At 73.4% G+C, this 24,725-nt stretch carries 19 protein-coding genes and 1 pseudogene; 6 read left to right on the top strand and 14 right to left on the bottom strand.

The genetic code is table 11. The features are described from left to right. Positions 1-11: 11 nt before the first annotated feature. From OOK41_RS07060 to OOK41_RS07040, 5 genes are all read right to left on the bottom strand, one after another. Positions 12-1,025 carry an ABC transporter ATP-binding protein gene (locus tag OOK41_RS07060; RefSeq protein ID WP_266263430.1) on the bottom strand — a complete coding sequence of 338 codons (1,014 nt, stop codon included), beginning with the start codon at positions 1,023-1,025 and terminating at the stop codon, positions 12-14. Further along, on the bottom strand, positions 1,018-2,046 hold the full coding sequence (locus OOK41_RS07055) for an ABC transporter ATP-binding protein (protein ID WP_117665187.1): 1,029 nt from the start codon (positions 2,044-2,046) through the stop codon (positions 1,018-1,020). Before OOK41_RS07055 ends, OOK41_RS07060 begins: the two co-directional genes overlap by 8 nt. Before the next feature lie 26 nt (positions 2,047-2,072). Further along, complete coding sequence (locus tag OOK41_RS07050; protein WP_266263428.1) at positions 2,073-3,056, bottom strand: ABC transporter permease; 984 nt, start codon at positions 3,054-3,056, stop codon at positions 2,073-2,075. Positions 3,057-3,131: 75 nt separating this feature from the next. Further along, complete coding sequence (locus tag OOK41_RS07045) at positions 3,132-4,058, bottom strand: ABC transporter permease (RefSeq protein ID WP_266263426.1); 927 nt, start codon at positions 4,056-4,058, stop codon at positions 3,132-3,134. A gap of 151 nt (positions 4,059-4,209) precedes the next feature. Further along, positions 4,210-5,850, bottom strand: coding sequence for an ABC transporter substrate-binding protein (locus tag OOK41_RS07040; protein WP_266263424.1), 1,641 nt, complete (start codon positions 5,848-5,850; stop codon positions 4,210-4,212). Positions 5,851-6,284: 434 nt separating this feature from the next. Between OOK41_RS07040 and OOK41_RS07035 the strand changes: the two genes are divergently transcribed. Then, entirely contained in the window at positions 6,285-7,019 is a 735-nt protein-coding gene (locus tag OOK41_RS07035; RefSeq protein WP_266263422.1) for a PIG-L deacetylase family protein, read from the top strand. Between the two features lie 21 nt (positions 7,020-7,040). Here the strand turns inward: OOK41_RS07035 and OOK41_RS07030 are convergent, their stop codons facing one another. Both OOK41_RS07030 and OOK41_RS07025 read right to left on the bottom strand, forming a co-directional pair. Then, positions 7,041-7,721 (bottom strand): response regulator transcription factor, encoded by a 681-nt coding sequence (locus tag OOK41_RS07030; protein ID WP_117665203.1) that lies wholly within the window; start codon positions 7,719-7,721, stop codon positions 7,041-7,043. A gap of 2 nt (positions 7,722-7,723) precedes the next feature. After that, positions 7,724-8,962, bottom strand: a complete 1,239-nt coding sequence (locus tag OOK41_RS07025) for an ATP-binding protein (RefSeq protein WP_207892594.1) — start codon at positions 8,960-8,962, stop codon at positions 7,724-7,726. A gap of 192 nt (positions 8,963-9,154) precedes the next feature. Between OOK41_RS07025 and OOK41_RS07020 the strand changes: the two genes are divergently transcribed. The 3 genes and pseudogenes from OOK41_RS07020 to OOK41_RS07010 all read left to right on the top strand — a co-directional run bounded on the left by OOK41_RS07020 (position 9,155) and on the right by OOK41_RS07010 (position 13,296). Next, positions 9,155-11,020 (top strand): PspC domain-containing protein, encoded by a 1,866-nt coding sequence (locus tag OOK41_RS07020; protein WP_266263420.1) that lies wholly within the window; start codon positions 9,155-9,157, stop codon positions 11,018-11,020. After that, a pseudogene (locus OOK41_RS07015) lies at positions 11,017-11,199 on the top strand (hypothetical protein); the annotation flags it as partial. The gene OOK41_RS07020 and the pseudogene OOK41_RS07015, both read left to right, overlap by 4 nt. Before the next feature lie 843 nt (positions 11,200-12,042). Continuing rightward, positions 12,043-13,296, top strand: coding sequence for a phosphatidylserine decarboxylase (locus OOK41_RS07010; RefSeq protein WP_117665202.1), 1,254 nt, complete (start codon positions 12,043-12,045; stop codon positions 13,294-13,296). Positions 13,297-13,356: 60 nt separating this feature from the next. Here the strand turns inward: OOK41_RS07010 and OOK41_RS07005 are convergent, their stop codons facing one another. From OOK41_RS07005 to OOK41_RS06995, 3 genes are all read right to left on the bottom strand, one after another. After that, positions 13,357-14,277 (bottom strand): phosphatidylcholine/phosphatidylserine synthase, encoded by a 921-nt coding sequence (locus tag OOK41_RS07005; RefSeq protein ID WP_117665181.1) that lies wholly within the window; start codon positions 14,275-14,277, stop codon positions 13,357-13,359. A 345-nt stretch (positions 14,278-14,622) separates the two neighbouring features. Further along, positions 14,623-15,528 (bottom strand): NUDIX hydrolase, encoded by a 906-nt coding sequence (locus tag OOK41_RS07000; RefSeq protein ID WP_266263418.1) that lies wholly within the window; start codon positions 15,526-15,528, stop codon positions 14,623-14,625. 132 nt (positions 15,529-15,660) lie between these two features. Then, positions 15,661-16,608, bottom strand: coding sequence for an NUDIX hydrolase (locus tag OOK41_RS06995; protein ID WP_117665179.1), 948 nt, complete (start codon positions 16,606-16,608; stop codon positions 15,661-15,663). Between the two features lie 144 nt (positions 16,609-16,752). Between OOK41_RS06995 and OOK41_RS06990 the strand changes: the two genes are divergently transcribed. Then, positions 16,753-17,061, top strand: a complete 309-nt coding sequence (locus OOK41_RS06990; protein WP_266263417.1) for a PspC domain-containing protein — start codon at positions 16,753-16,755, stop codon at positions 17,059-17,061. 7 nt (positions 17,062-17,068) lie between these two features. Here the strand turns inward: OOK41_RS06990 and guaA are convergent, their stop codons facing one another. Together guaA and OOK41_RS06980 are read right to left on the bottom strand one after the other, a co-directional pair. After that, positions 17,069-18,625, bottom strand: coding sequence for a glutamine-hydrolyzing GMP synthase (guaA, locus tag OOK41_RS06985; RefSeq protein WP_266263415.1), 1,557 nt, complete (start codon positions 18,623-18,625; stop codon positions 17,069-17,071). 120 nt (positions 18,626-18,745) lie between these two features. Continuing rightward, positions 18,746-20,443, bottom strand: a complete 1,698-nt coding sequence (locus tag OOK41_RS06980) for an FAD-dependent oxidoreductase (protein ID WP_266263414.1) — start codon at positions 20,441-20,443, stop codon at positions 18,746-18,748. A 138-nt stretch (positions 20,444-20,581) separates the two neighbouring features. On the opposite strand from OOK41_RS06980, the gene OOK41_RS06975 reads away from it, so the two are divergent. Next, the gene (locus tag OOK41_RS06975; protein ID WP_266263412.1) at positions 20,582-21,700 is read left to right on the top strand and encodes an LCP family protein; all 1,119 of its coding nucleotides are present in this window, start codon (positions 20,582-20,584) and stop codon (positions 21,698-21,700) included. A 49-nt stretch (positions 21,701-21,749) separates the two neighbouring features. On the opposite strand, the gene OOK41_RS06970 is transcribed toward OOK41_RS06975, so the two are convergent. Beyond that, positions 21,750-23,231 carry a M1 family metallopeptidase gene (locus tag OOK41_RS06970; protein WP_266263411.1) on the bottom strand — a complete coding sequence of 494 codons (1,482 nt, stop codon included), beginning with the start codon at positions 23,229-23,231 and terminating at the stop codon, positions 21,750-21,752. Positions 23,232-23,600: 369 nt separating this feature from the next. Further along, positions 23,601-24,719: a GuaB3 family IMP dehydrogenase-related protein gene (locus OOK41_RS06965; RefSeq protein WP_117665174.1), complete on the bottom strand. Its 1,119-nt coding sequence runs from the start codon at positions 24,717-24,719 to the stop codon at positions 23,601-23,603. Positions 24,720-24,725 lie beyond the last annotated feature (6 nt).

Raw genomic sequence — 24,725 nt, 5'->3', positions numbered from 1 at the left:
GCCCGGGAGGCTCACGCCTCGTGGGTGGCGACGATCTCGCGCTTCTCCGCGAAGTGGCAGGCGCTCGGGTGGTCCGAGCCGGAGCGGATCTCCAGCAGCGGGACCTGCTCGGCGCAGACGTCCTGCGCCTTCCAGCACCGGGTGCGGAACCGGCAGCCCGAGGGCGGGCTGATCGGCGAGGGGACGTCACCGGTGAGCCGGATGATCGCCTTCTGGTCGCGCAGGGTCGGGTCCGGCACCGGCACCGCCGACAGCAGCGCCTGGGTGTACGGGTGGGTCGGCCGCTCGTAGATCTCGTCCTCGGTGCCGATCTCGACGATCTTGCCGAGGTACATCACGGCGACCCGGTCCGACAGGTGCCGGACCACCGACAGGTCGTGCGCGATGAAGACGTACGACAGGCCGAGTTCGTTCTGGAGCTTCTCCAGCAGGTTCATCACCTGGGCCTGGATGGAGACGTCCAGGGCCGACACCGGCTCGTCGCAGACGATGATCTCCGGACGCAGGGCCAGCGCGCGGGCGATGCCGATGCGCTGACGCTGGCCGCCGGAGAACTGGTGCGGGTACCGGTTGATGTGCTCCGGGTTCAACCCGACCAGGTCGAGCAGCTCCTTGACCTTGTCCCGCCGGCTGCCCTTCGGAGCCACCTCGGGGTGGATCTCGAACGGCTCGCCGATCAGGTCGCCGACCGTCATCCGCGGGTTCAGCGAGGTGTACGGGTCCTGCATGACCAGCTGGATCTGCCGGCGCAGCCGGCGCAGCGCGCCGCCGGACAGCCTGGAGATGTCCTGCCCCTTGTAGAGCACACTGCCGGCGGTCGGCCGCTCCAGGTTCATCAGGACCCGGGCCAGCGTCGACTTGCCGCAGCCGGACTCGCCCACCACGCCCAGCGTCTCGCCGGCCTTCAGCTCCAGCGAGACCCCGTCGACGGCCTTGACGTGACCGATGGTCTTCTTGAACACCACGCCGCGGGTGACGGGGTAGTGCTTGACCAGGTCACGGACCTCGAGGATGTTCTCAGTCACGGTTCACCAGCTCCTCGGCGAAGTGGCACGCGCTGGCCCGACCGCTGCCGATCTGCAGCAGCGGCGGGAGCTTCTCCCGGCAGACCGGCTGCGCCATGGGGCAGCGCGGGTTGAACGGGCAGCCCGGCGGGATGTTCATCAGGTTCGGCGGCAGGCCCTTGATGGTGCGGAGCTGCTGCCCCTTCTCGTCCATCCGCGGGATCGAGTCGAGCAGGCCGAGCGTGTACGGGTGCGCCGGCTTGCCGTACAGCTCGTACACATCGGCTTCCTCGACGATCCGGCCGGCGTACATGACCGCGATCCGGTCCGCGACGTCGGCGACCACGCCGAGGTCGTGGGTGATCAGGATCAGGCCCATCTGCCGCTCGCGCTGAAGCTCGGCGAGCAGGTCCATGATCTGGGCCTGCACGGTCACGTCGAGCGCGGTGGTCGGCTCGTCCGCGATCAGCACCTCCGGGTCGAGCGCCAGCGACATCGCGATCATCGCGCGCTGCCGCATGCCGCCGGAGAACTGGTGCGGGTAGTTGCTGAACCGGCCCTTGGCGTTCGGGATCTTGACCTGGTCGAGCATCTCGATGGCACGCTTCTTGGCCTCGGCGCGGCCGATGCCCCGCCGGATCCGGAACTGCTCGGCGATCTGGAACCCGACGGTGAAGACCGGGTTCAGCGCGGAGAGCGCGTCCTGGAAGATCATCGCGATGCCCTCACCGCGGATGCGGCGGCGCTCCTCGGTGGACATGGTGAGCATGTCCTTGCCGTGGAAGCGGACCTGGCCCCCGGTGACGAAGCCGGGCGGCGTGTCGAGGATGCCCATGACGGCCTGCGCGGTGACGCTCTTGCCAGAGCCGGACTCGCCGAGCACGGCGAGGGTCTCCCCCGCGTCGACGTGGTAGGTGACCCCGTTGATGACCTTGGCGACGCCGTCCCGGGTGCGGAACTCCACCCGCAGGTCGTCGACCTCCAGGAGGCGACCCGAGGGGCGGCCGGATCCGTCGGCGCCCGGCTGGGACTGCTCGGTCACGAGAATGTCGGACAACTCAATCTCCCCTAGCGCAGTTTCGGATCGAGGGCCTCGCGGACCGCCTCACCGAGCATCACGAAGCTGAGGACGGCGGTGACGAGGAACGCGGAGGGGAAGAAGAGCAGGAAGGGCGAGACCCGGATGTAGTTCTGCGCTTCGCTGATCATGATGCCCCACGACACCACCGGGGTCCTCAGTCCGATGCCCAGGAACGAGAGCGTTGCCTCCGCGCCGATGAACGAGCCGACCATGATCGTGCCGTAGACCAGCAGCGGGGCGAGACAGTTGGGCAGCAGGTGCTTGAGGATGATCCGGCCGGTGCCGGCCCCCAGCGCCCGGGCCGCCACGATGTAGTCGGCCTCCCTGGTGGCCAGCACCGAGGAGCGCATCAGCCGCATCACGACCGGCCAGCTCAGCACGACCAGGGACAAGATGACCAGCCCCATGATCTGCCACTCGTTGTTACTCGCCCCGGCGCCGTTGAAGGTGGTCAGGATGACGATCGCGCCGAGCACGAACGGCAGGCCGAAGAAGATGTCGGCGAAGCGGGAGAGCAGGGCGTCCACCCAGCCGCCGCGGTAGCCGGCGATGATGCCGATCGCACCGCCGATCAACAGCGTGCCGATGGTGGAGACCAGGGCCACGATGATCGAGGCGCGGGCGCCGTAGATGACCCGGGCGTAGACGTCCCGGCCCTGAATGTCGTAACCGAACCAGGCGTCGCCCGACGGCTTCACCTGGCTGCGGGACAGCGCGCCGTTGACCGCGTCGCCGGAGGTGAACAGCGACGGGAAGGCCGCCATCAGGACGAAGGTCACGATGAACGCCGCCGAGATCCAGAACAGCGGCTTGCGGCGCAGGTCACGCCAGGCGTCGCCGAGCAGGCCGCGCGGCTTCTCCTTGCGGGCGTTCTCCGGCAGGCCGGCGTTCACGGGGCTGCCGGACCCGGCCTCGGTGGGCATGGTCGCCGACGGGGTCGAGACGATGGACGCGGTACTGGGGTCACTCATGCCGCCACCTCGCTGCGCTGGGTGCCGGGACGGTGGTCACGGCACGCTGCGTTCAAAATTCGTTCGCCGCGCTGCTCACTCATAGCGGATCCTCGGGTCCAGGGCGGCGTAGAGCAGGTCCACCAGCAGGTTCATCAGGAGGTAGACGAGCACGAGGACCACCACGATGGAGACCACGGTAGCGCTCTCCTTGGTGACGATCGCCCGGAACACCGCGCGGCCGATGCCGTTGATGCCGAAGATGCCCTCGGTGACGATGGCACCGCCCATCAGCGCGCCGAGGTCGGTGCCGAGCAGGGTGACCACCGGGATCAGCGAGTTGCGCAGCAGGTGCACGCCGACGACGCGACGCATCGGCAGGCCCTTCGCGATGGCGGTGCGGACGTAGTCGGCGCGGCGGTTCTCCGCGATGCTCGTGCGGGCGACCCGGGCGACGTACGCCATGGACGCGCTACCCAGGACGAAGCCCGGTAGGAGCAACTCCGACAGCCGCATCTCGCTGGACACGGTCGGGTTGACGATGCCCCACTTCACGCCGAGCAGCCACTGGAGCACGAAGCCGATGACGAACACCGGCAGCGCGATCAGGAAGAGGGTGGAGACGAGGACCAGGTTGTCGAGGAAGCCGTTGCGCCGCAGGCCGGTCAGGACACCGGCGCCCAGGCCGATGATCGCCTCGATCGCCAGCGCCACCAGGGCGAGCTTCAGCGTGTTCGGGTATGCGGCGGCGATGAGGTCGCCGACGTCGCGGTTGTTGTACGTGAGGCCGAAGTCCCCCTGGAACAGGTTCTTCATGTAGGTGGCGTACTGCACCCAGATCGACTCGTCGAGCTGGTACTTCTCGGTCATGAAGTTGATGTACGTGTCCGGACACCGGCGGTCGCCGCACTTGCCGGCGAACGGATCGCCGGGCACCGACCAGACGAGCCAGTAGATCAGGAACGTCGTACCGATGAAGACCGGGACGAGTTGCAGTAGCCGTCTCAACAGATAACGGCCCATGGGGTGGTCCTCCTGACAGGGGGCGCGTCGGGCGGGGCGGCCGACACGGATGGCGTCAACGTGGCGAGGGATGTTGTACACCCCTCGCGGAACGGCCCCGGGTCGGACCCACCGGTAGGTGAGCCCGACCCGGGGTGTCAGACCGTTCGGATCAGAGCTCGACCGAGGTGACGTCGAGTTCGCCGACGTTGGTCAGTTCCATCTTCTTGATCTTGTCGGAGCGGCCGGACTGCTGGCCAGCGAAGTAGACCGGGATCGACGGGGCGTCCTGGTCGATCAGCTTGACGGCCTCGGCGAACTTGGCGTGCGAGGCGTCCAGGCTCGGCGCGGCGCTGGCCTCCTTGGCCAGGGCGTCGACCTGCTTGTTGCTGTACAGGCCGTCGTTGGACGAGCCGCCGGTCACGTAGAGCGGGTTGACCCAGTTCTCCACGTCCGGGTAGTCCTGCTGCCAGCCGGCGCGGTACGGGCCCTTCATCTTGTGGGCGTTGATGTTCTGCCGGAACACCGCGAAGGTCGGCACGCCCTCGGCGCGGGCGTTGATGCCGAGGTTGGTCTTGACCTGCTGCGCGACGGCCTCCATCCACTCCTTGTGGCTGGCGTCCGCGTTGTAGTAGAAGACCATCTCGCCGCTGAAGCCACCGGCCTCGGCGAGGAGCTTCTTGGCCTCGTCCACGTTGAACTGGCAGGCGGTGCAGTTACCCGGCGCCGCGCCCGGGGCCAGCGGGTTGGCCCAGCTGTCGGCCGGCTTGCGGTTGCCGAAGAAGATCTTGTCGGTGACCTCCTGCCGGTTGATCGACAGGGAGACGGCGCGACGCAGCTTCGGGTCGGCGAAGCGCTTGTCGTAGATCGGGAAGGCGATGATGCCGGAGACCGGGGTGACCGACGAGATGGCCCGCTCGCCGAGGTCGGTCTTCCACTTGTCACCCGCGAGAGCGGAGATCGGAACCTGCTGCTGGAAGTCGATGTTGCCGGAGACCAGTTCGCTGTAGACCGCGTTGTCGTCCTGAGAGATCTTGACGTTGACGTCCTTGATCTTCATCTTGTCGCGCAGCTGGTAGTCGTCGAAACGAGTCAGCTTGATGGAGACGTTGTTCTCCCACGACACGAACTTGACCGGGCCGTTGCCGATCGGCTTCTTGCCGAAGTCCTCCGCGCTGCCCGCGAAGAACGCGTCCGGCAGCGGCATGAAGGTGCTGTAGCCGAGCTTGGTCGGGAACACGGCGGTCGGCGCGCCGAGCGTGACCTCGAAGTTCCACTCGTCGACGACCTTCAGGCCGGACATCTCCTTGGCCTTCGGCTCCGGGGCCTTCTGCGGGCCATCCGGGCCGTCCGGGTCGGCGGTGTTGACGTCCTCGAAGCCCTGGATGTCCGCGAAGAAGCTGGAGTTCTGCGCGCCGTTCGGCGAGTAGGCGCCCCAGTTCCAGGCGTCCACGAAGTTCTTGGCCTTGACGACGGTGCCGTCGTGGAACTTCGTGTCCTGCTTGATCTTGATCTTGTAGACCTTGGAGTCGGTCGTCTCGATCGACTCGGCCAGGGCGTTCCGCGGGGCGCTGCCATCGTTGGGGTACTCGACCAGGCCGGTCCACATCCAGTCGATGATCTTGCCACCGTTGGTCTCGGTGGTGTTCGACGGGACCAGCGGGTTCTCCGGCTCGCCACCGTCGATCGTGATGGCGCCGTCCGCGCTGTTGCCGGCGTCGCCGCCGTCGTCGCTGCTGGAGCAGCCGGACGCGACGAGTGCGAAAGCCGCACCCAGCGCGATCGCGCCACTCGCCCGCTTCGAGACTCTCATTCCGAGGGGCCTCCTCTTTCTAACCTGGTTCCGTCGTGAGTTTCACGCACGCATGGGGGTGACACCGCCGACGATCGCAACCACTGACCGCCGGTCTACCGCAGAGAAATCGGGACACCCCTGATGTACCGATCCGCCGGGCCACCGCACCGCACCGGGCTCGGCTCCGCGCAGGGCTGGACGACCACGAACCGTGACTGCTCAGCGGCTTCCGTGGTCGCGGTCCCGTACGTGGGCGCCTCACGCCGGGGGTGAGGTGCTGCAACTGTGACACCTACCGGCCCGTTACGTGAAGGTGCCGTTATCAAGCCGTTAGTTGGTCGCAGTGTTGCCGATACTTGAGAAAAGATCATGATATGACCCGACAACATGGCCCTGACCAGGCATAACGCGGTCGGCTCTCCTCGCCCTGGTGGGCGCGTAGGCTCGGCTCTGTGAGCTTCCCCGCCTCGGCTCCGGCGCTCGCCGACATCCACCGTGCGCTGGCCGTATTTGCCCATCCGGACGATGTCGACTTCGGCTGTGCGGGCAGCATAGCCGGCTGGGTGGACGAGGGGGTGGACGTGGCGTACCTCATTGTCACCCCGGGTGATGCCGGCGGGTTCGACGACACGCCCCGTGCGGAGCTGCCCCGGCTGCGCGAGGAGGAGCAGCGCGCCGCCGCCGCGGCCGTCGGCGTGCACCGGGTCGAGTTCCTCGACGGGTACGTCGACGGCACCCTCACCCCGACGATCGCGCTTCGCCGGGACATCACCGCGGCGATCCGTCGGTTCCGGCCGGACCGGGTGCTGACCAGTTCCCCGCTGCGCCGCTGGGAGCACCTGGCCGGCCCGAGCCACCCCGACCACCTGGCCGTCGGCGAGGCCACCACCTGCGCGATCTACCCGGACGCGCGCAACCGGTTCGCGTACCCCGAGCTGCTCGCCGCCGGGCTGGAGCCGTGGGTGGTCCGCGAGGTCTGGTACGCCGGCGGTCCCGCCCCGGACCACGTGGTCGACGTCACCGACCGGTACGACCACAAGGTCGCCGCGATGCGCGCACACCGCTCGCAGACCGCCCACCTGGACGTGGAGACCTGGGTCCGGGACCGGCTCGGCACGGTCGCGGACAACGCCGGGCTGCCGCCGGGCCGGCTGGCGGAGGCGTTCACCGTCCTGCGGACGGAGTGACCGGGCCGGCCCCGGCCGGCGTCACACCAGGCGGCGGTCCGCCGCCCAGCGGGACAGCTCGTACCGGTTGGACATCTGGAGCTTGCGCAGCACGTTCGACACGTGCGTCTCGACCGTCTTGATCGAGATGTAGAGCTCCTTGGCGATCTCCTTGTACGCGTACCCCCGGGCGAGCAGCCGGAGCACCTCGCGCTCCCGGTTGGTGAGCTGGTCCAGCTCCGGGTCGGCCACCGGGGCGTCCGGCCGGGCGGCGAAGGCGTCCAGCACGAATCCGGCCAGCCGGGGGCTGAACACGGCGTCCCCGTCGGCCACCCGGCGCACCGCCGCGGCCAGCTCGTCCGGGGAGATGGTCTTGGTGACGTAGCCCCGGGCCCCGGCCCGGATCAGGCCGATCACGTCCTCCGCCGCGTCGGAGACGCTCAGCGCCAGGAACCGCACCTGCGGGTGGGTCCGGCGCATCGCCTCCAGCACCGCCCGGCCGCCGCCGTCGGGCATGTGCACGTCCAGCAGCACCACGTCGGGACCGGTGGCGGCGATCCGGGCGACCGCCTCGGCCACCGTGCTGGCCTCGCCCACCACCTCGACGTGGGCACCCAGTTCGGCGCGGACCCCCGCGCGGAACATGGCGTGGTCGTCGACGAGGAAGACGCGCAGCCGCTCGGGGCGCTCCTGCGCCCCCTCGACCGGCCCGTGCTCGGCCATGGTCATCTGTCCCTTTCCGCCGTGGACTGGTCGCGGGAGATCGGCAGGATCAACCGGACCTCGGTCCCCTCACCCGGCTCGGAGCGGATCTCCGCCCGGCCGCCGTGCCGCCTCATCCGTCCGACGATCGAGCCCCGGACCCCGTGCCGGTGGTCTCCCACGGTATCCGGGTCGAAGCCCTTGCCCCGGTCCCGGACGAAGACGCTCACCTGGTCCGGCTCCACCTCCGCGTACAGCGAGACGGTCCGCACCCCGGCGTGCCGGGCCGCGTTCACCAGCGCCTCCCGGGCCGCCGCGACCAGGGCACCGACCCGCTCGTCGGTGTCCCGGTCGCCCACCACCACCGCCTCCACGGTGATCGCGAAGGTGTCCTCGACCTCGGCCGCCGCCTGCTCCAGGGCCGCCGCGAACCGTTCGGTGGGCGAGGCGGTCGGCTTGTAGAGCCAGTTGCGCAGCGAGCGCTCCTGGCCGCGCGCCAGCCGCTGCACGGTCGTCACGTCGGCGGCGTTGCGCTGGATCAACGCGAGGGTGTGCAGCACCTGGTCGTGCACCATGGCGGCCAGTTCCGCCCGTTCCTGCTCGCGGATGCGCCCCTCGCGCTCCGAGCGGAGCTGGTTGTACGTCCGCCAGAGCACCGGGGCCGCCACCACCCCCACGCCGGCCAGCCCGACCAGCGCGAAGATGACGCCGTTGAGCACCGCGTCGAAGTTCTGCGCCGGCGAGTAGACCGCCACGACGCCGATGATGCCCACCGCGACCAGCACCCCGCCGCCGATGAACCGCAGCACGAAGGCCCGCCGGTCGCTCTCCTCCACCACCGCTCCCAGCCAGGGCACCGGCATCGACTCGCCCCACTGCCGGCGGCGCTCGGGCGCGGCCTGGTGCCAGATCACCCCGGCGCCCACCGCGATGATCGCGACCAGCCAGCCGGCGGTGCCCGCCGCACCGACGGAGTCGAAGACCATCACCTGCACCAGCAGCACCCCGAGCCCGATCGCCACGAACGGCAGCAACTGCCCGATGTCCCGCCGGGGCGGGACCGCGGTGTCGCCCGGCCGCAGCGGGACGACCGCCCAGAAGGCGGCGTAGAGCAGCAGCCCGAGCCCGCTGAGGCCGAGCAGCACCGTGAAGGCGATCCGCACCCGCACCACCGAGATGCCGAGATGGTCGGCGATGCCGGCGGCCACACCGGCGGCCATCCGGTGCTCGGGCGCCCGGTAGAGGCGGGGCGGCTGGGTCACGGCGCTGATCGGATACTCCCTGTTCAGGGGCGGCGGGCGGGCGCCGGAGCGGCGCGCCGGTCTCGATCGTCACACGCCGGGGCCCCAACGGGCCACGGGGACGCCCCCGACATCCGGGCCGGCCGGATCTCAGGGTGGGGTCAGGGTCGGGTCCTGAGGCAACCCGGCCGGTCGGGGCAGCAGGATCGGAGCATGACCGAGGAAGCTGCCCCGTCGCCCCGTCCCGGGGCGGCCCGACCGGACGGGCCGCCACCGGCGGATCCGGCCCCCACCACGCCCGCCAGTTGGACGGCGCCGACCGCCTTCGGGCCGGCGACGCCGGGTGCGACCGGCTCCCCCGCGACACCGGCCGCCGCCGCGTCCGGAGCCCCCGCGGGACCGGGCACGGCCAGCGCCGCCGGCCCGGAAGCGTCCGCGCCGGGCGGCTGGCCGCCGCCGACCGCCGGGCCCGACCCGGCCTGGTCTCCCCCACCCGGCGCCGCCGGGCCGCCGCCGGCCGGGGGGACCCCCGGGTCCGACGGCCCGAGCGCCCCGCCACCACCACCCCCCGGGGGGTACGCGGCCCCGCCGCCCCCGCCGCCCGAGGGGGCCGGCTTCACCTCCCGGTACGGGCTGGTCCGGCCCCGCGAGGGCCGCTACCTGGCCGGCGTCTGCGCGGCGATCGGCCGAGCCACCAACACCGACCCGGTGCTGTGGCGGGTGCTGCTGGCCGTGCTCGGCTTCTTCGGCGGCATCGGCATCCTGGTGTACGTCACGGCCTGGCTGATCATTCCGGGCGAGGGCGACACCGCCTCCCCGGTCGAGTCCATGCTGGGCCGGGGCCGGTCCAGCATGTCCCCCGTCACCGTGATCGTGCTGAGCATCCTGGTGGCGGTGAGCTTCGGGTACATCGTCACCGACGCGTTCCGGGCGGTGCTGCTCGGCGCGGCCATCCTGGTCGGCGGCGCGCTGCTGCTCAACCGCGAGCGCGGCACGTTCGGCCGGGGCGCCCCGGCCGACCGGGGTCCGGTGCCCGGCGTACCGAACCCCACCCCGCCGGGCCCGGTGCCGCCGGTCGCGTGGCCCGCGCCCGGCCTCTTCACCCCGCCCGCCGGCCCCGGTAGGCCGCCGGTCGGGCCCCCGGTCCCCGGCCAGCCGTCCGGGGCGCCGTTCGCGGGGCAGTGGTCCGGGGCACCCGCGCCCGGGCAGCCCGCCGCAGCCTGGGCGACCGCCCCGGCCGGGCCGGCCACCGGGCTTCCCGCCTGGCCACCGGCGGGCACGCCGACCGGCTCCCTCCCCCCGGTCGGCGTGCCCACGACCGGCTACCCGCCGGTCGCCGCGCCCCGGCCGCCGGCCGGCTACCGGCCGCCGTTCGCCCCGCACGGCCCGTACGCCAGGGGCCCGTACGCCGGTGGCCCGCAGCCGGCTCCCCCGCCGCCCCGACCGGTCAAGCCCCCGAAGCCACCCCGGGAACGCTCCCCGCTGGGCGCCGTGACCTTCTCGCTGGTCTTCCTGGCGCTCGGGGTGGTCGCCGTGCTCGACCTGCTGGACGTGATCCACGTGGGGGCGGCGGCGTACTTCGCGGCGGCCCTGGCAACGGTCGGGCTCGGTCTCCTCGTCGGCGCCTGGTTCGGCCGGGCGCGCTGGCTGATCGCGCTCGGGCTGGTCACCGTGGCGGCGCTCGGGATCGCCACCGTCACCGAGTCGTACGACCGGATCCGGGGCGTGGACGGGGACGTCACCTGGGCCCCCACCGACCGTCGTGACCTGGCCGACCGGTACGAGAACAACTTCGGCGACGCCGTGCTCGACCTGCGCGGCATCGACTTCGACAAGCACGACACCCAGGTCACCGTCGCGGTCAACTTCGGGCAGGCGACCGTGGTCGTGCCGCCGAACGTCGACGTCACCACGATCGCCGACGTCAACGCCGGGGACGCCACGATCTTCGGCAACCGCTCCGGGGGGCTGGACGGCCGCCTCCGGGAGAGCACCGACCTCGGCGCGGACGGTCCCGGGGGCGGGCGGCTCCGCCTCTACGTCCACGTCAACGCCGGCAACCTGGAGGTGACCCGGTGAAGGCACACCGTACGGACTTCGTCTCGCTCGTCTTCGGCCTCGTCTTCGTCGCCCTCGCCGCCTGGTGGCTGTTCGCCCAGCTACTCGGCCTGGACCTCCCGCCGGTCGGCTGGTTCCTGGCCGGCGGGCTGATCCTGGTCGGCACGCTGGGCCTGGTCGGCGCGCTGCGCTCCGGCCGGGGGGACCGGCACGACGCCGCCCGGCCGGCACCGGCAAACGCCGTGGACGCGGGCTCCGGCGACCGGCACGACGCCGCCCGGCCAACTCCGGCGGACGCCGTGGACGCCGGTTTCGGCGACCGGCCGGGCACCGGGGGACCGCTCACCGGGGCCGGGCCGGCCCCGGCCGACGAGTGGCCCACCGCGGCGGTCGCCGACGGGTGGCCTGAGGCGGTCGAGGACCGGCCGGTCAGCGACGGCGGGCCGGCCCGCTGGTCGCCGACGGACCCGCTGGACACCGACCCCGCCGGCGGGCCACCGCCCGGCCCGGCCGCCGAGCGGGTCACCGAGCCGCTGCCCCGGTTGACGGCCGACCCGACCGTCGTGGACCCGACGGACCCGACGCCGGACCCGACGGACCCGGCCGCGCCGGACGCGCCGCCTCGTGGGCCGCAGCGGGCGGACGGCTGACCACAGCGGTGCGGTCGCCCGCGCCGGGCGCATATGCTGGCCGGTGGAGAGCTCGCCTCCGCCGGCCGGCACGGGCCGCGGCCCCGGCCGCGACCGGGCCGGCCGGTCGCGGGCGTCACCCCTCACCGCGCCGACCGGTCGCGGGGCGCCACCCATGATCGAGCCGACCGGTCGGCGGGCGTCACCCCCCGACCGCGCCGACCGGTCACCGGGCGTCGACCCGCGGCCGGGCCGGCAGGTCGCCGGGCGTCACCCGGACCGTGCCACGAGGTCGTCGGGCGTCGATCCGCGACCGAGCCGGCAGGTCGCGGGCTGGTCCGCGGCCGACCCGACCGGGTCGCCGTGGCGGTCCCGCCGCGATTCCGTCTCTACCCCGTCAGGAGCCCGTCCGACATGACCCAGTCCCCCGCCGTGCGCACCTCCGGCCGGCCCGGCCCGGTCCGCATCGGCGAGCGTGCCGCCCGGACCCTCGTCACCGAGCTCGCCCGGCGCAACGACCCGAAGGCCGCCCTGCTGGTCGGCGCGACCCCGGACTCCGCGGCGCTGGCCGCGGCGATCGACGCCCTGCTGCCCGGCGACTCCCTCACCGTGGTGCCGGCCGCGACGGCCGCGCCCGCCGCGCTGCGCGAGCACGTGACGGCCCAGGGCCGCTGGGTCGCCGACCGGGTACGGGTGGCGGAGTCCCTCGCCGAGGCCGACTCCGCCGAGGTGGTGATCGCCGCCGAGCCGCTCACCGGCACCGCCGAGGAGGCCCGCACGACCATCGACGGCCTGGCCAAGTACCTCGCCGACGGCGCGGTGCTCAGCCTCGCCGCGCCAGCGGCCCCCGGGCGCACCGCCGGCGCCGCCGCCGAGTTGGAGCGGCAGAGCGCGCTGCACGGCGTCGGGACAGATCTGGTGCTGCGCAACTCCCCGCCGGTCCGGGTGCACCGGCTCCGCTTCACCCCGGCCAGCGCGGCCGTCGCGGCCCGGCTCGCCCCGGCCCACCGGCCGTCCAGCGTGCCGCTGACCCGGAGCATGCACATCGACTCCAACGGCGTGGCGGCGGCCGGGATCACCCTCGGGCTCGCCGCGCTGACCCGGGCCGTCCGGCCGAAGTCGAAGCTGTGGCTGCTGCCGGCGCTGGCCGCCGCCCCGGTGGCCGCGTTCTTCCGGGACCCGGAGCGGGACGTTCCCGAGGACCCGTCGGCCGTCGTGGCCGCCGCCGACGGGCAGGTGCTCTCGGTGCAGCGGCTGCACGACGAGCGCTTCGGCGACGGCGAGTGGCTGCGGGTCGCGGTCTTCCTCTCGGTGCTGGACGTGCACGTCAACCGGTCCCCGGTGGCCGGCAAGGTGGTCGACTACTTCGTCGCCGACGGCGGTTTCGTCAACGCGATGAAGCCGGACGCCGAGCACAACGTGGCGGCGTACACGGTGCTCGACACCGAGCACGGCACGGTCGTCGTCGCCCAGCGCACCGGGCTGATCGCCCGGCGGATCGTGCAGCGCGCCCCGATCGGGTCGTTGCTGGCCCGGGGCGAGCGCTTCGGCCTGATCCGGTTCGGCTCGCGGACCGACGTCTACCTGCGGGCCGACGCGGCCGATCCGCTGGTCGGGCCGGGCGACAAGGTGATCGGCGGGTCCACGGTCATCGCCCGCTGGCGCTGACCCGAACGCGACGAAAGGGGCGCCGCGGACAGCGGCGCCCCTTTCGGGGTGAATCGTCGGTCAGGCGGTGCGGCGCTGGTGCAGCCAGAGCAGCGGGCCGCTGACCAGATAGCCCACCACGACCAGTGCGAAGGTGAGCCGGATGTCGACGAGCGCGCCGACCACCGGGGCCAACCAGAGCCACGGCGGCAGCTTCACCAGCCGGGCCAGCTTCGCGTACGGGAAGCTGGAGACCATCGCGAAGGCCAGCAGCGCGACGCCGGCGATCTGCACCAGGCCGGGCAGCGGCAGCCCGATGGCGACGGTCAGGGCGAGCACGGCCGCGGCCATCGTGGTCGGCACGCCGCAGAAGAAGCGGCCGTCCTTCGGCGAGACGTTGAACCGGGCGAGCCGGATCGCCGCGCAGGCGGCGACGAGCGCCGCGGCCACCGCGGCGGCGGCGGGCGGGGCCGCGCCGGCCAGCGAGGCGTAGACCACCACCGGGGCGGCGAGGCCGAACGAGCACATGTCGGCCAGCGAGTCCATCTGGGCGCCGAACGGGCTGGCCACCCCGAGCTTGCGGGCGAGGGCGCCGTCGAGCCCGTCGAACGCGACGCAGGCGATCAGGAGGAGCGCGGCGAGCCGCACCTCGCCCTGCATGGCCACGAAGATGGCGTTGATCCCGAGCACCAGGCTGGCCAGGGTGCAGGCGTTGACCAGCGCGAACTTGGCCCGACGGGCCGCCGTCCGCTCGCCCGGCAGCAGCGGGATCGCCATCGACGCCGCGTCGTCGACCGGGATGCTCGGGGCGAGGGCCGGGCTCACCGGCACGACCGCCTGGACCTCGGTGCGCTCGTACCGGTCGAGGCCGTACCGGCGGCGTTGCCGGTCGAGGTAGCGGTGCTCGGGCGAGGCCAGGTCGGCGCCCGTGGCGGCGACGCCGTCGCGGCGTCCCACCCGGACGAGCAGCACCTGGCGGGCGAACGTGCTGCTACGGCGCAACCGGCCCGCCCAGCGACGCCCTGCGGGGCGCGGACTGTCAGTCGTACGACGCCGGCGCCAGGGGGCTCTCGGCACGTTTCCTCCATCACCGGATCGACTAGCCGCCACGGGGGCGGGCGTCCGGCTGTCTCGTGCCGGACCGCTTCTGGCCCGGCAGCCGTTCAAGCGGAGTACACCATTGCACAGGGGAGTGGGGCTTGGCGATAGCTGCCGGCGGTACTTATATCTCGACCAAACCGCGCGAACCGCCTCTTCATTCCCGTCTCGGGCTTCACCGCCCGTTCCTCCATCAACCCCGTCCCACAGACTACCGGAGCCGGTCGATGCCGGCCCGACGGGCGGGCGCTATGCGAGCCGATGTCCGGTTGCCAGGGCCGCGACCTCGGTCATGGACAGCCCTTCGACCCGGTCGGGCGGGAACCAGGCCGCCGCGGCCGTCGATCCCCCGGCCAGCTCGGTGACCCGCGCCTCGGTCGGCTCGTCGACCAGCACCCGGTAGACCACCCGCACCCCGTGCCAGTCCAGCGGCCGGCCCTCAGGTCCCAGCGCGGCGGGGTTGTGCAGGTTGTGCACCATCAGCAGGTCCACGACCCGGCCGAGCTGGCCGGCCTCCTCGACCAGCTCGCGGAGCAGCCCACCGGCCGGCTGCTCGCCGTGGTCGGTGCCGCCGCCGGGCAGGTGCCACCGCCCGGCGCCCGGGTAACCGTCCGCGATCATGGTGAGCAGCACCCGGCCGGCCGGGTCGGTGACCAGGCCGTACGCCGCGAAGCGCTGCCGCCGGTCGGCCGGCGGCGGCGGGTACGGCGCGGCGCCGCGCGCGACCCGGCGGGGCGGGGTGACCGGCAGGCCGAGCGCCTCGGCGGTGAACGGCAGCAGCGGCAGCCCCGCCACATCGTCGGGGCTCGACCAGCGGACCAGGTCGGTGGTGCCGTCGGCCTCGTCCCGGAGCGCGCCGCCGCCCGCCCGCACGGCGAAGACGATCCGGTCGGTGTGCAGCGTGACGCCCGCGTCGGGCAGCGGGGTGACGTCCGCGACAGCGGCGAGCAGGCCGGTCACCTCGGCGGCGAGCCCGGTCTCCTCGGCGAACTCCCGCACCACGCCGGCCTCGGGGTGCTCCCCGTGCTCCAGGCCGCCCCCGGGGAGCTGCCACATCCCCGGGAAGTCGGCCCGGTCTGACCCCCGCACGAGCAGCACCCGCCCGTCCCGGTCCCGGCAGACCCCGTACGCCCCGACCCGTCGCCGCTGTTCCATGCGCCCCTCCCCGCCCGCCCCGGATCGCGTATCCGGTCGATCATGAAGCTATCGCCTACCGTAACGGCGGGCCGGGGCGACAACCCGATGAGCGGCGGGGCCCACGCGGACGGGGCCGGGCGGGGCGGACGGTCAGGTGAGCCGGGCGGCCTGGACGGCCTCGGCCGTGACCTCGGTGAGCCGGTCGGTGGGCAGGGCGCCGAGTTCCTCGCGGGCGAACCAGCGGGCCTCGCAGGTGGAGCCGCCGACGTCCGTCACGGTGGGTGGGGCGGGCTGGTCGACCATCACCCGGTAGAAGGCCCGCACGCCGTGCCAGTCGATCGGGTAGCCCTCGGGGCCGAGCGAGGCGGCGTCGCGGTGGCTGGCCACGCCGAGCAGCTCGACGAGGCGGCCCCGCTGGCCGGTCTCCTCGACCAGTTCCCGGATCAGCGCCGCGCCCGGCTGCTCGCCGTAGTCGGTGCCGCCGCCGGGCAGGTGCCAGCAGCCGGCCCCCGGGTACCCGTCGGAGACCCGGGTCAGCAGCACCCGGCCCTCGGGGTCGGTGGCCACCGCGTACGCGGCGAAGCGCTGGGCCCGGTGCAGCCCGTCCGGGCCGGGGACCGCGTAGAAGGAGGGGAACTCCGGCGGCTCGTCGGGCACCACGTCGGCCGAGCAGGCGGGCAGGCCGAGGGCGCGCGCGGTGAACGCGCGCAGTGGCAGCTCGCGGGCCTCGGTCAGGGTGAACCAGCGGGCCAGGTCGGTGGGCCGGTCGACCCGGTCGGTCAGCGTGCCGCCCCGCACCGAGACCTGGTAGATGAGCCGGTCGGTGTGGATGGTGATGCCCCGCTCGGGCAGGGCCCGCATGTCCGCGAGCACGTCGTCCAGCCCGGCGACGGCGACCGAGAGCCCGGTCTCGGCGGCGGTCTCCCGGACGACGGTGTGGTTCGGGTCCTCGCCGTGGTCGACCGCCCCGCCGGGGAGGGACCACGTGCCGGGGGTGCCGGAGCGCTCCGATGCCCGGACCAGTAACACTCGGCCGACTGAATCAGCACAAACTGCGTATGCCGCGATCCTGCGGAGCGGCTCCAGCGTGGTGGTCACGGGTGGAAATTCTCCCCGGCCGGCGTGACCTGCATCGAAAAGAGTCAGATTCCTGACTGACGACTGGATCATCAGGGGCCGGTCAGGGTAATGATCCGGGCCGTCACCGAGGTCGGCACGCCCCCCGGCGCGGACCGTGGGGGCATGACCTCGACACCGCCGCACCAGGCCCCGTACAAGCAGCTCCGCCGCCCCGCCACCGACCGGATGGTGGCCGGGGTGGCCAGCGGCCTCGGCCGCTACTTCGCCGTCGACCCCACCCTCGTCCGGGTGGTGTTCGCCGCCGCGACCGTGCTCACCGGCGGGCTCGCCGCGCTGGCGTACCCGATCATGTGGTTCCTGATGCCGGAGGAGCCGACCGGCGCCCCGGCCTGGCCGCACCCGGCGGCCCCGGCGACCGCGCCCGAGGGGGCCCGGGCGCCGGACGGGCCGGTGCCGCCGGCTGCCGGCTGAGCCGGGGTCACTCCCACTCGATGGTGCCCGGCGGCTTGCTGGTGACGTCCAGGACCACCCGGTTCACCTCGGCCACCTCGTTGGTGATCCGGGTGGAGATCCTGGCGACCACCTCGTAGGGCAGCCGGGACCAGTCGGCGGTCATCGCGTCCTCGCTGGAGACCGGGCGCAGCACCACGGGATGCCCGTAGCTGCGCCCGTCGCCCTGCACCCCGACGCTGCGCACGTCGGCCAGCAGCACCACCGGGAACTGCCAGACGCCCCGGTCCAGGCCGGCGGCGGTCAGCTCCTCGCGGGCGATCAGGTCGGCCTGGCGCAGCAGGTCGAGCCGCTCCCGGTCGACCGCGCCGATGATCCGGATGGCCAGGCCGGGGCCCGGGAACGGGTGCCGCCAGACCATCGCCTCGGGCAGGCCCAGCTCCAGGCCGAGCGTCCGGACCTCGTCCTTGAACAGGGTTCGCAGCGGCTCGACCAGGGCGAACTTCAGGTCCTCCGGAAGGCCGCCGACGTTGTGGTGGCTCTTGATGTTGGCGGTGCCGGTGCCGCCGCCGGACTCCACCACGTCCGGGTAGAGGGTGCCCTGCACCAGGAACTCGACGTCGCCGCGCGAGGCGATCTCCCGGGCGGCGGCCTCGAAGACCCGGATGAACTCCCGGCCGATGATCTTCCGCTTCTGCTCCGGGTCGATCACCCCCGCGAGGGCCCCGAGGAACCGGTCCTGCGCGTCGACGACCTTGAGCTTGATGCCGGTGGCGGCGACGTAGTCCTTCTCCACCTGCTCGGCCTCGCCGGCCCGCAGCAGGCCGTGGTCGACGAAGACGCAGGTGAGCTGGTCTCCGACGGCCTTGTGCACCAGCGCGGCGGCGACGGCGGAGTCCACCCCGCCGGACAGGCCGCAGATGACCTCCTTGTCGCCCACCTGCTCCCGGATCCGGGCGACCTGCTCGTCGATGATGTTCGCGGGGGTCCAGGTGGGCTCGATGCCGGCGATGTCGTACAGGAACCGGGCGAGCATCTCCTGGCCGTGCGCGGTGTGCCCGACCTCCGGGTGGAACTGCACCCCGGCCCGGCGGCCGGCCAGGTCCTCGAACGCGGCGACCGGGGCGCCCGCCGACTCGGCGGTGACCGTGAAGCCGGCCGGGGCCTCGGTGACGCAGTCGCCGTGGCTCATCCAGACCGGCAGGTCGGCCGGCAGGTCGCGGAGCAGCACACCGGGTTCGAGGAGGCGGGGGCGCAGCGGGGTGCCGCCGTACTCGCGGTTGCCGGTGCGCGCCACGGTGCCGCCGAGCGCCTGGGCCATGGCCTGGAAGCCGTAGCAGATGCCGAACACCGGGACGCCGGCGTCGAACACCCCGGCGTCGATCTGCGGGGCGTCGGGGGCGTAGACGCTGGCCGGGCCGCCGGACAGGATGATCGCGGCCGGGTTCTTCGCCAGCATCTCGGCCACTGGCATCGAGTGCGGCACGATCTCCGAGTAGACCTTCGCCTCGCGCACCCGGCGCGCGATGAGCTGGGCGTACTGGGCTCCGAAGTCCACCACGAGGACGGGACGAGGCGTGCTCATGTGCAGGAAGCCTACCGACAGTCACGCCCGCCCCGGGCAGCGGCCGGCCCTTCCCGCGCGGATGTTCCGGGGGGAGGGGAGCCATTCCCTGCCGGAGGCGTCGAGAAGGCGCCCTTCCGCTCACGCCCGCAGGGCACCGGGGGCGTCCGCCGGGACGGCCGGGTGGGCCGGCGGCACCGGGTCGAGGCGCCGGTACGGCTCCCCGAGCGGCGGGCGCGGGTCGGGTTCCCCCTTGTTGGGCCAGAGGGACATCGCCCGTTCCGCCTGGGCGGTGATGGTCAGCGAGGGGTTCACCCCGAGGTTCGCCGAGACGGCCGCGCCGTCCACCACGTGCAACCCGGCGTGCCCGTGCACCCGGTGGTACGGGTCGATCACCCCCTCGGCCGGGGTGACGCCGATCACCGCCCCGCCGAGGATGTGCGCGGTCATCGGGATGTCGAACGGCTCGGTGAGCGACCCGCCCGGCGTACCGCCGATCTCCTCGGCGAGCAACCGGGCGGCGGCGTGGCCGGCCGGGATCCAGGTCGGGCTGGGCTCGCCGTGGCCGGGGCCGGCGGCCAGCCGCCGGCCGAACAGGCCGCGCCGCCAGCGGATGGTCAGCGAGTTGTCGGCGGACTGCATGACCAGCGCGATGACCGTCCGTTCCGACCAGTTGCGGACGGTGAGCATCCGAGCGGCGGTCCCGGGCTGCCGCAGCAGGGTGGCCACCCAGCGCCGGACCCGGTGCGGGCCGCCGTCGACCAGCAGCGACTGGAGCAGCCCCATCGCGTTGGAGCCGCGCCCGTAGCGGACCGGCTCGATGTGGGTCTGCGGGTCGGGGTGGAACGAGCTGGTGATCGCCACTCCCTCGGTGAAGTCCAGCCCCTCGGCGCGGGCCCGGGCGGGGGGCACCGACGCGCCGAGGATCGCCTCGGAGTTCGTCCGGGTCAGCTCGCCGAGGCGGGGCGACAGGGCGGGCAGCGCCCCGGTGGCCTTCATCTCGTGCAGCAACCGCTGGGTGCCGAGCGCGCCGGCGGCGAGGACCACCTGGTCGGCGTGGAACACCTGGCGGCGCCGGCGCGGCCAGGCCCCGGTGCGGACGGTCTGCACCCGGTAGCCGCCGCCGTCGGCCGGGCGGACGGCGGTGACCGTGGTCAGCGGGTGCACCTGCGCGCCGAGCCGTTCGGCCAGCCACAGGTAGTTCTTGACCAGGGTGTTCTTCGCCCCGTGCCGGCAGCCGGTCATGCACGACCCGCAGTGCGTGCAGCCGGTGCGCTCCGGGCCGGCCCCGCCGAAGTACGGGTCGGCGACCCGCTCCCCCGGCCGGCCGATGTGCACCCCGACGGGGGTGGGGTGGTGGGTGTGGCCGACGCCCATCCGGTCGGCCACCGCCCGCATCGCCCGGTCCGCCCGGGTCTGCACCGGGTACGTGGTGACGCCGAGCATCCGCTTCGCCTGGTCGTAGTGGCGGGCCAGCTCGGCGCGCCAGTCGGTGATGTCCCGCCACTGCGGGTCGGTGTAGAACGCGTCGAGGGGCTCGTAGAGGGTGTTCGCGTAGACCAGCGAGCCGCCGCCCACCCCGGCCCCGGACAGCACCAGCACCCCGCCGCCGGCCCGGCGGTCGGCGGACCGGAGCAGGGTGATCCGTTGCAGGCCGTAGCAGCCGAGCCCCGGGGCCCAGAGGAACCGGCGCAGCCGCCACGAGGTCTCCGGGAACTCGTCGTCGGTGAAGCGCCGCCCGGCCTCCAGCACGCCGACCGAGTAGCCCTTCTCAGCCAGCCGGAGCGCGGTGACGCTGCCACCGAAGCCGGACCCGACGACGAGCACGTCGTACCGCATGGACGCATCATTACCGACGGGTAGCTATCGCGCCAGAGCCCGTTTTCGCGGCATCATGCACCCCGCCGCCGTCGATCCGTCGCTCAGCGGCCGCAACCCGGCGACTCGGTCGGAGCGTTGTACGAACGGGGGTGGGACATGGCCGGACAGGCGGGTACCGGACGTCGGCGGTGGCGGCTGGGACTGGCCGTCCTCGCGGCCCTGGTCCTGGTGGCGGCCGGCGCGACGGTGGCCGTCCGGCTGGTCGCCGACCGGCAGCCCGAGCGCGGGGCGGGGCGGGTCACCGCCGCGCCCACGCCGCCGGAGGCCACGCCGACCCCGACCCCGCCGCCGGGGGCCGACGTGACCGGGCCGCTGAACCTCCTGATGGTCGGCGTGGACACCCGGGTCAGCGTGCCCGGCTGGGAGCCGCACGGCGACGCGGTGCTGGTGGCGCACGTCACGAGGGAGCTGGACCGGGCGTACGTCTTCTCACTCCCCCGCGACCTGCTGGTCGACATCCCGGCCTTCCCGAAGGCGGGGTACGAGGGCGGGAAGACCAAGCTCACCCACGCGATGAGCTACGGCAGCCGGGTGCCCGGCAAGCCGAAGCAGCCGAGCGCCGCCCAGGGGTACGAGCTGCTGCGCAGCACCGTCAGCGGGTACACCGGGCTGCGCTTCGACGCCGGGGCGGTGGTCACCTTCCAGGGCTTCGAGAAGCTGGTGAACGCCGTCGGCGGCATCGACGTCTACATCGACCAGCGCACCGTCTCGCTGCACCGGCGGCCCGACGGCCGGCACCGCGAGCCGGCGCCGGGCGGCGGCGGCTACGTCGGCCCGCAGATGGTCTACGAGAAGGGCGACCGGCACCTGACCGGCTGGCAGGCGCTGGACTACGCCCGGCAGCGCTACGGACTGGACGGCGGGGACTACGCCCGGCAGCGCCACCAGCAGCAGCTCGTCCGGGCGCTGGTGACGAAGCTCCAGAACGAGGGCCTGCCCCGGCAGCCCGACCGGGTCGAGCAGGTCGTCGGCGCGCTCGGCGACACCCTGATCTACGCGGGCGGGCCGCGGATCGTCGACCTCGCGTACGCCCTCGGCGGGCTGCCCGCCGACCGGCTCGTCCTGGTCGGCTTGCCCGGCGAGGGGGTGGGCAAGGGCAGCTCCTACCGCGGTGAGCAGCTCAAGCCGGTCGGCCGGAAGTTCCTCACCGAGCTGAAGGCGGGCCGGGTCGAGCAGTACCTGGCCGCCCACCCCGAGCTGGTGGTGAAGAGGTGACCGGCGCCGGGGTGGCCAATCCACCGGGCCGCCACCCGGGCGGCCCGGGTCAGCGTGTCGTCCCCGGCCTCGCCGGCTGCTCGGTGCCGTACAGCCACGCGTCGAAGAGTGCGTCGAGCTGCCTGCCGGAGACCCGCTCGGCGAGGGCGACGAACTCCGCGGTGGTGGCGTTGCCGTCGCGCTTGTCCGCCGCCCAGGTCCGTAGCAGCGCGAAGAACGCCCGGTCGCCGACGGCGGCCCGCAGGGCGTGCACGGTCATCCCCCCGCGCTGGTACACCGACTCGCCGAACAGGTTCGCCGCCCCCGGCTTCCCCGGCGGGGTCCGCCAGACCTGACCGGACGCGCCGAGGTACGCCGCGTCGAACGACTGCTGCGCCGTCCGCCCGCCGCGGTGCTCCTCCCACAGCCACTCCGCGTACGTGGCCAGCCCCTCGTTGAGCCAGATGTCCTGCCACCGCGCCAGCGCCACGCTGTTGCCGAACCACTGGTGGGCCAGTTCGTGCGCGACCACCCCGGTGTTCTCGCCCCGGCGGAAGAAGTTGGCCGAGTAGACCGGCCGGCTCTGCGTCTCCAGCGCGTACCCGATGCCCGGCTCGGAGACGACCACCCCGCCGTACGAGCCGAACGGGTACGGCCCGAAGACGCCCTCCAGGTAGTCGGCCACCTCGACGGTGCGGGCGATCGACGCGTCCGCGGCGCCCTCCGGCAGCTTCGTGGTGACCGCGCTGAACACCGGCCGGCCCTTGTGCTCGGCGCGGGTCACCCGGAACTCGCCGATCGCCAGGGTGCTCAGGTAGCTGGCCATGGGCGAGCGCTCGGCCCACTTCCAGGTGGTCCAGCCGGCCCGGGTGGTCTTCCCCAGCGGCACCCCGTTGCTGACGGCGGTCAGCCCCTGCGGCACGGTGATCTCGAAGTCGTACGCGGCCTTGTCCGAGGGGTGGTCGTTGACCGGGTACCAGGTGCTCGCCGACTCGGGCTGGCCGAGGGCCACCGCGCCGTCGGAGGTGGCCCGGAACCCACCCTCGCCGAGGGCCTCGTTGCGCAGCGGCTTCGGCTCGCCGTCGTAGCCGATCTCGGCGGTGAAGCCGTTGCCGGAGGTCAGCCCGGCGGCGGGGGTGACCACCAGTTCGTCGCCGGTGCGGGCGTGCCGGGCGGGGGCGCCGTCCACGGTCACCTTCCGCACGGTCAGCCCGGCCAGGTCCAGGTTGAACGAGGACAGGTCCGCGGTGGCCGTGGCCTGCACGACCGTGGTGCCGGTCAGCCGGTCCTTCGCCGGGTCGTAGCGGACCTTCACGGTGTACCGGGTCACGTCGTACCCGGCGTTGCCGTACCGGGGGAAGTAGTCGTCGCCCACCCCGGCCGCGCCGGGCCTGAACTGCCGGGCCGGGCTCGGCGACGTGGCGGCCCCCGGCGCGGTCGGCTCGGTCGGCTTGGGCGGCTCGGTCGGCGCCGAGGAGCAGGCGGCCAACCCGAGCGCCACGGCCAGCAGCAACCCGGTGCCGGGGCGCGGGCCCCGCAGGCTCAGCGTCATCACGTCGTCCCTCCCGGCGGAGGCCCCGGCCCGCCCGACCCCGGCCGGTCGCTCCGTCCGCGGCAGCCTACCGAGCGCCGGCCACCGAGCGGTCACGCCGGGTGGGGGCGCCCCGGTGCAGGCGGCGAGGGCGGCCACGGCGAGGCAGCCGGCCAGCAGGCCCCGGCCCCGGCCACCCGGTGTGGACGACCCGTCCGGGCCCTCCCCGCACCAGCCGCCCTCCTGCTCGGGGCATCGCTCACCTCGCCTGCTCTGGAGGCAGCCTACGACCCACCCCGCCCCACCCCGCCCCAAATTCACGGAAAGAGTGGCTATTCCGGCCGGAACAGCCACTCTTTCCGTGAAAGTGCAGGGTGTAGGGGGAGGGGGTCAGCGGTCTAGGACCAGGCCTACCTTTTGGAACTCCTTGAGGTCGCGGTAGCCGCACTTGGCCATTGCCCGGCGCAGGCCGCCGAAGAGGTTGAGCTGGCCGTCCGGCTCGTCGGCCGGGCCGAACAGCAGTTGCTCCATCTCGCCGAGCGGTTCGCCGGCCACCTCGAACGCCCCGCGCGGCAGCGACGGGTGGCTGGCCGCCGAGTGCCACCACGCGCCGCCCGCCGGGGCCTCCTCGCACAGCGACAGCGGCTCGCCGAGCATCACCGCGTCCGCGCCGCAGCCCAGCGCCTTGGCGATGTCGCCGGAGGTCTGGATGTCCCCGTCGGCGATCAGGTGCACGTACCGGCCGCCGGTCTCGTCCAGGTAGTCGCGGCGGGCCGCGGCGGCGTCGGCGATCGCGGTGGCCATCGGCACCCGGATGCCGAGCACCGACTCGGTGGTCGACCACTCGTCGCCGCCGATGCCGACGATCACACCGGCCGCGCCGGTGCGCATCAGGTGCAGCGCGGTCTTGTAGTCGGTGCAGCCGCCGACGACGACCGGGAGGTCGAGGTCGGCGATGAACTCCTTGAGGTTCAGCGGCTCGTCCGTGGTGGAGACGTGCTCGGCCGACACGATGGTGCCCTGGATGACCAGGATGTCCACGCCGGCGTCGAGGATCACCGGGGCCAGCGCCAGGGTGTGCTGCGGGGAGACCCGGACCGCCACGGTGCCGCCGCCGGCCCGCAGCTCGCGGACCCGCTCGGCGATCAGGTCCGGGCGGATCGGCTCGGCGTACACCTCCTGGAGCCGCTTCGTGGCGCGGGCGTCCTCGCCCAGGGCGGCCAGCTCCTCCAGCACCTTGGTCGGGTTCTCGTACCGGGTCCACAGGCCCTCGACGTTGAGCACGCCGAGCCCGCCGAGCTGGCCGAGCCGCACGGCCGACTGCGGGCTCATCGTCGCGTCCGAGGGGTGCCCCACACACGGGATGCCGAACTGGTACGCGTCGAGCTGCCAGGCGGTGGAGACGTCGTCGACGTCCCGGGTGCGGCGGCTCGGCACGATGGCGATGTCGTCCAGGTGGTAACCGCGTTGCGCGGTCTTACCCAGGCCGATCTCGACCACGTCACGCATGGGGGG

The sequence above is a fragment of the Micromonospora sp. NBC_01655 genome (assembly GCF_026339755.1).
GTDB lineage: Bacteria > Actinomycetota > Actinomycetes > Mycobacteriales > Micromonosporaceae > Micromonospora.
The sequence above is the reverse complement of the archived record's forward strand: the minus strand, read 5'-3'. Positions and strand labels throughout refer to the sequence as shown.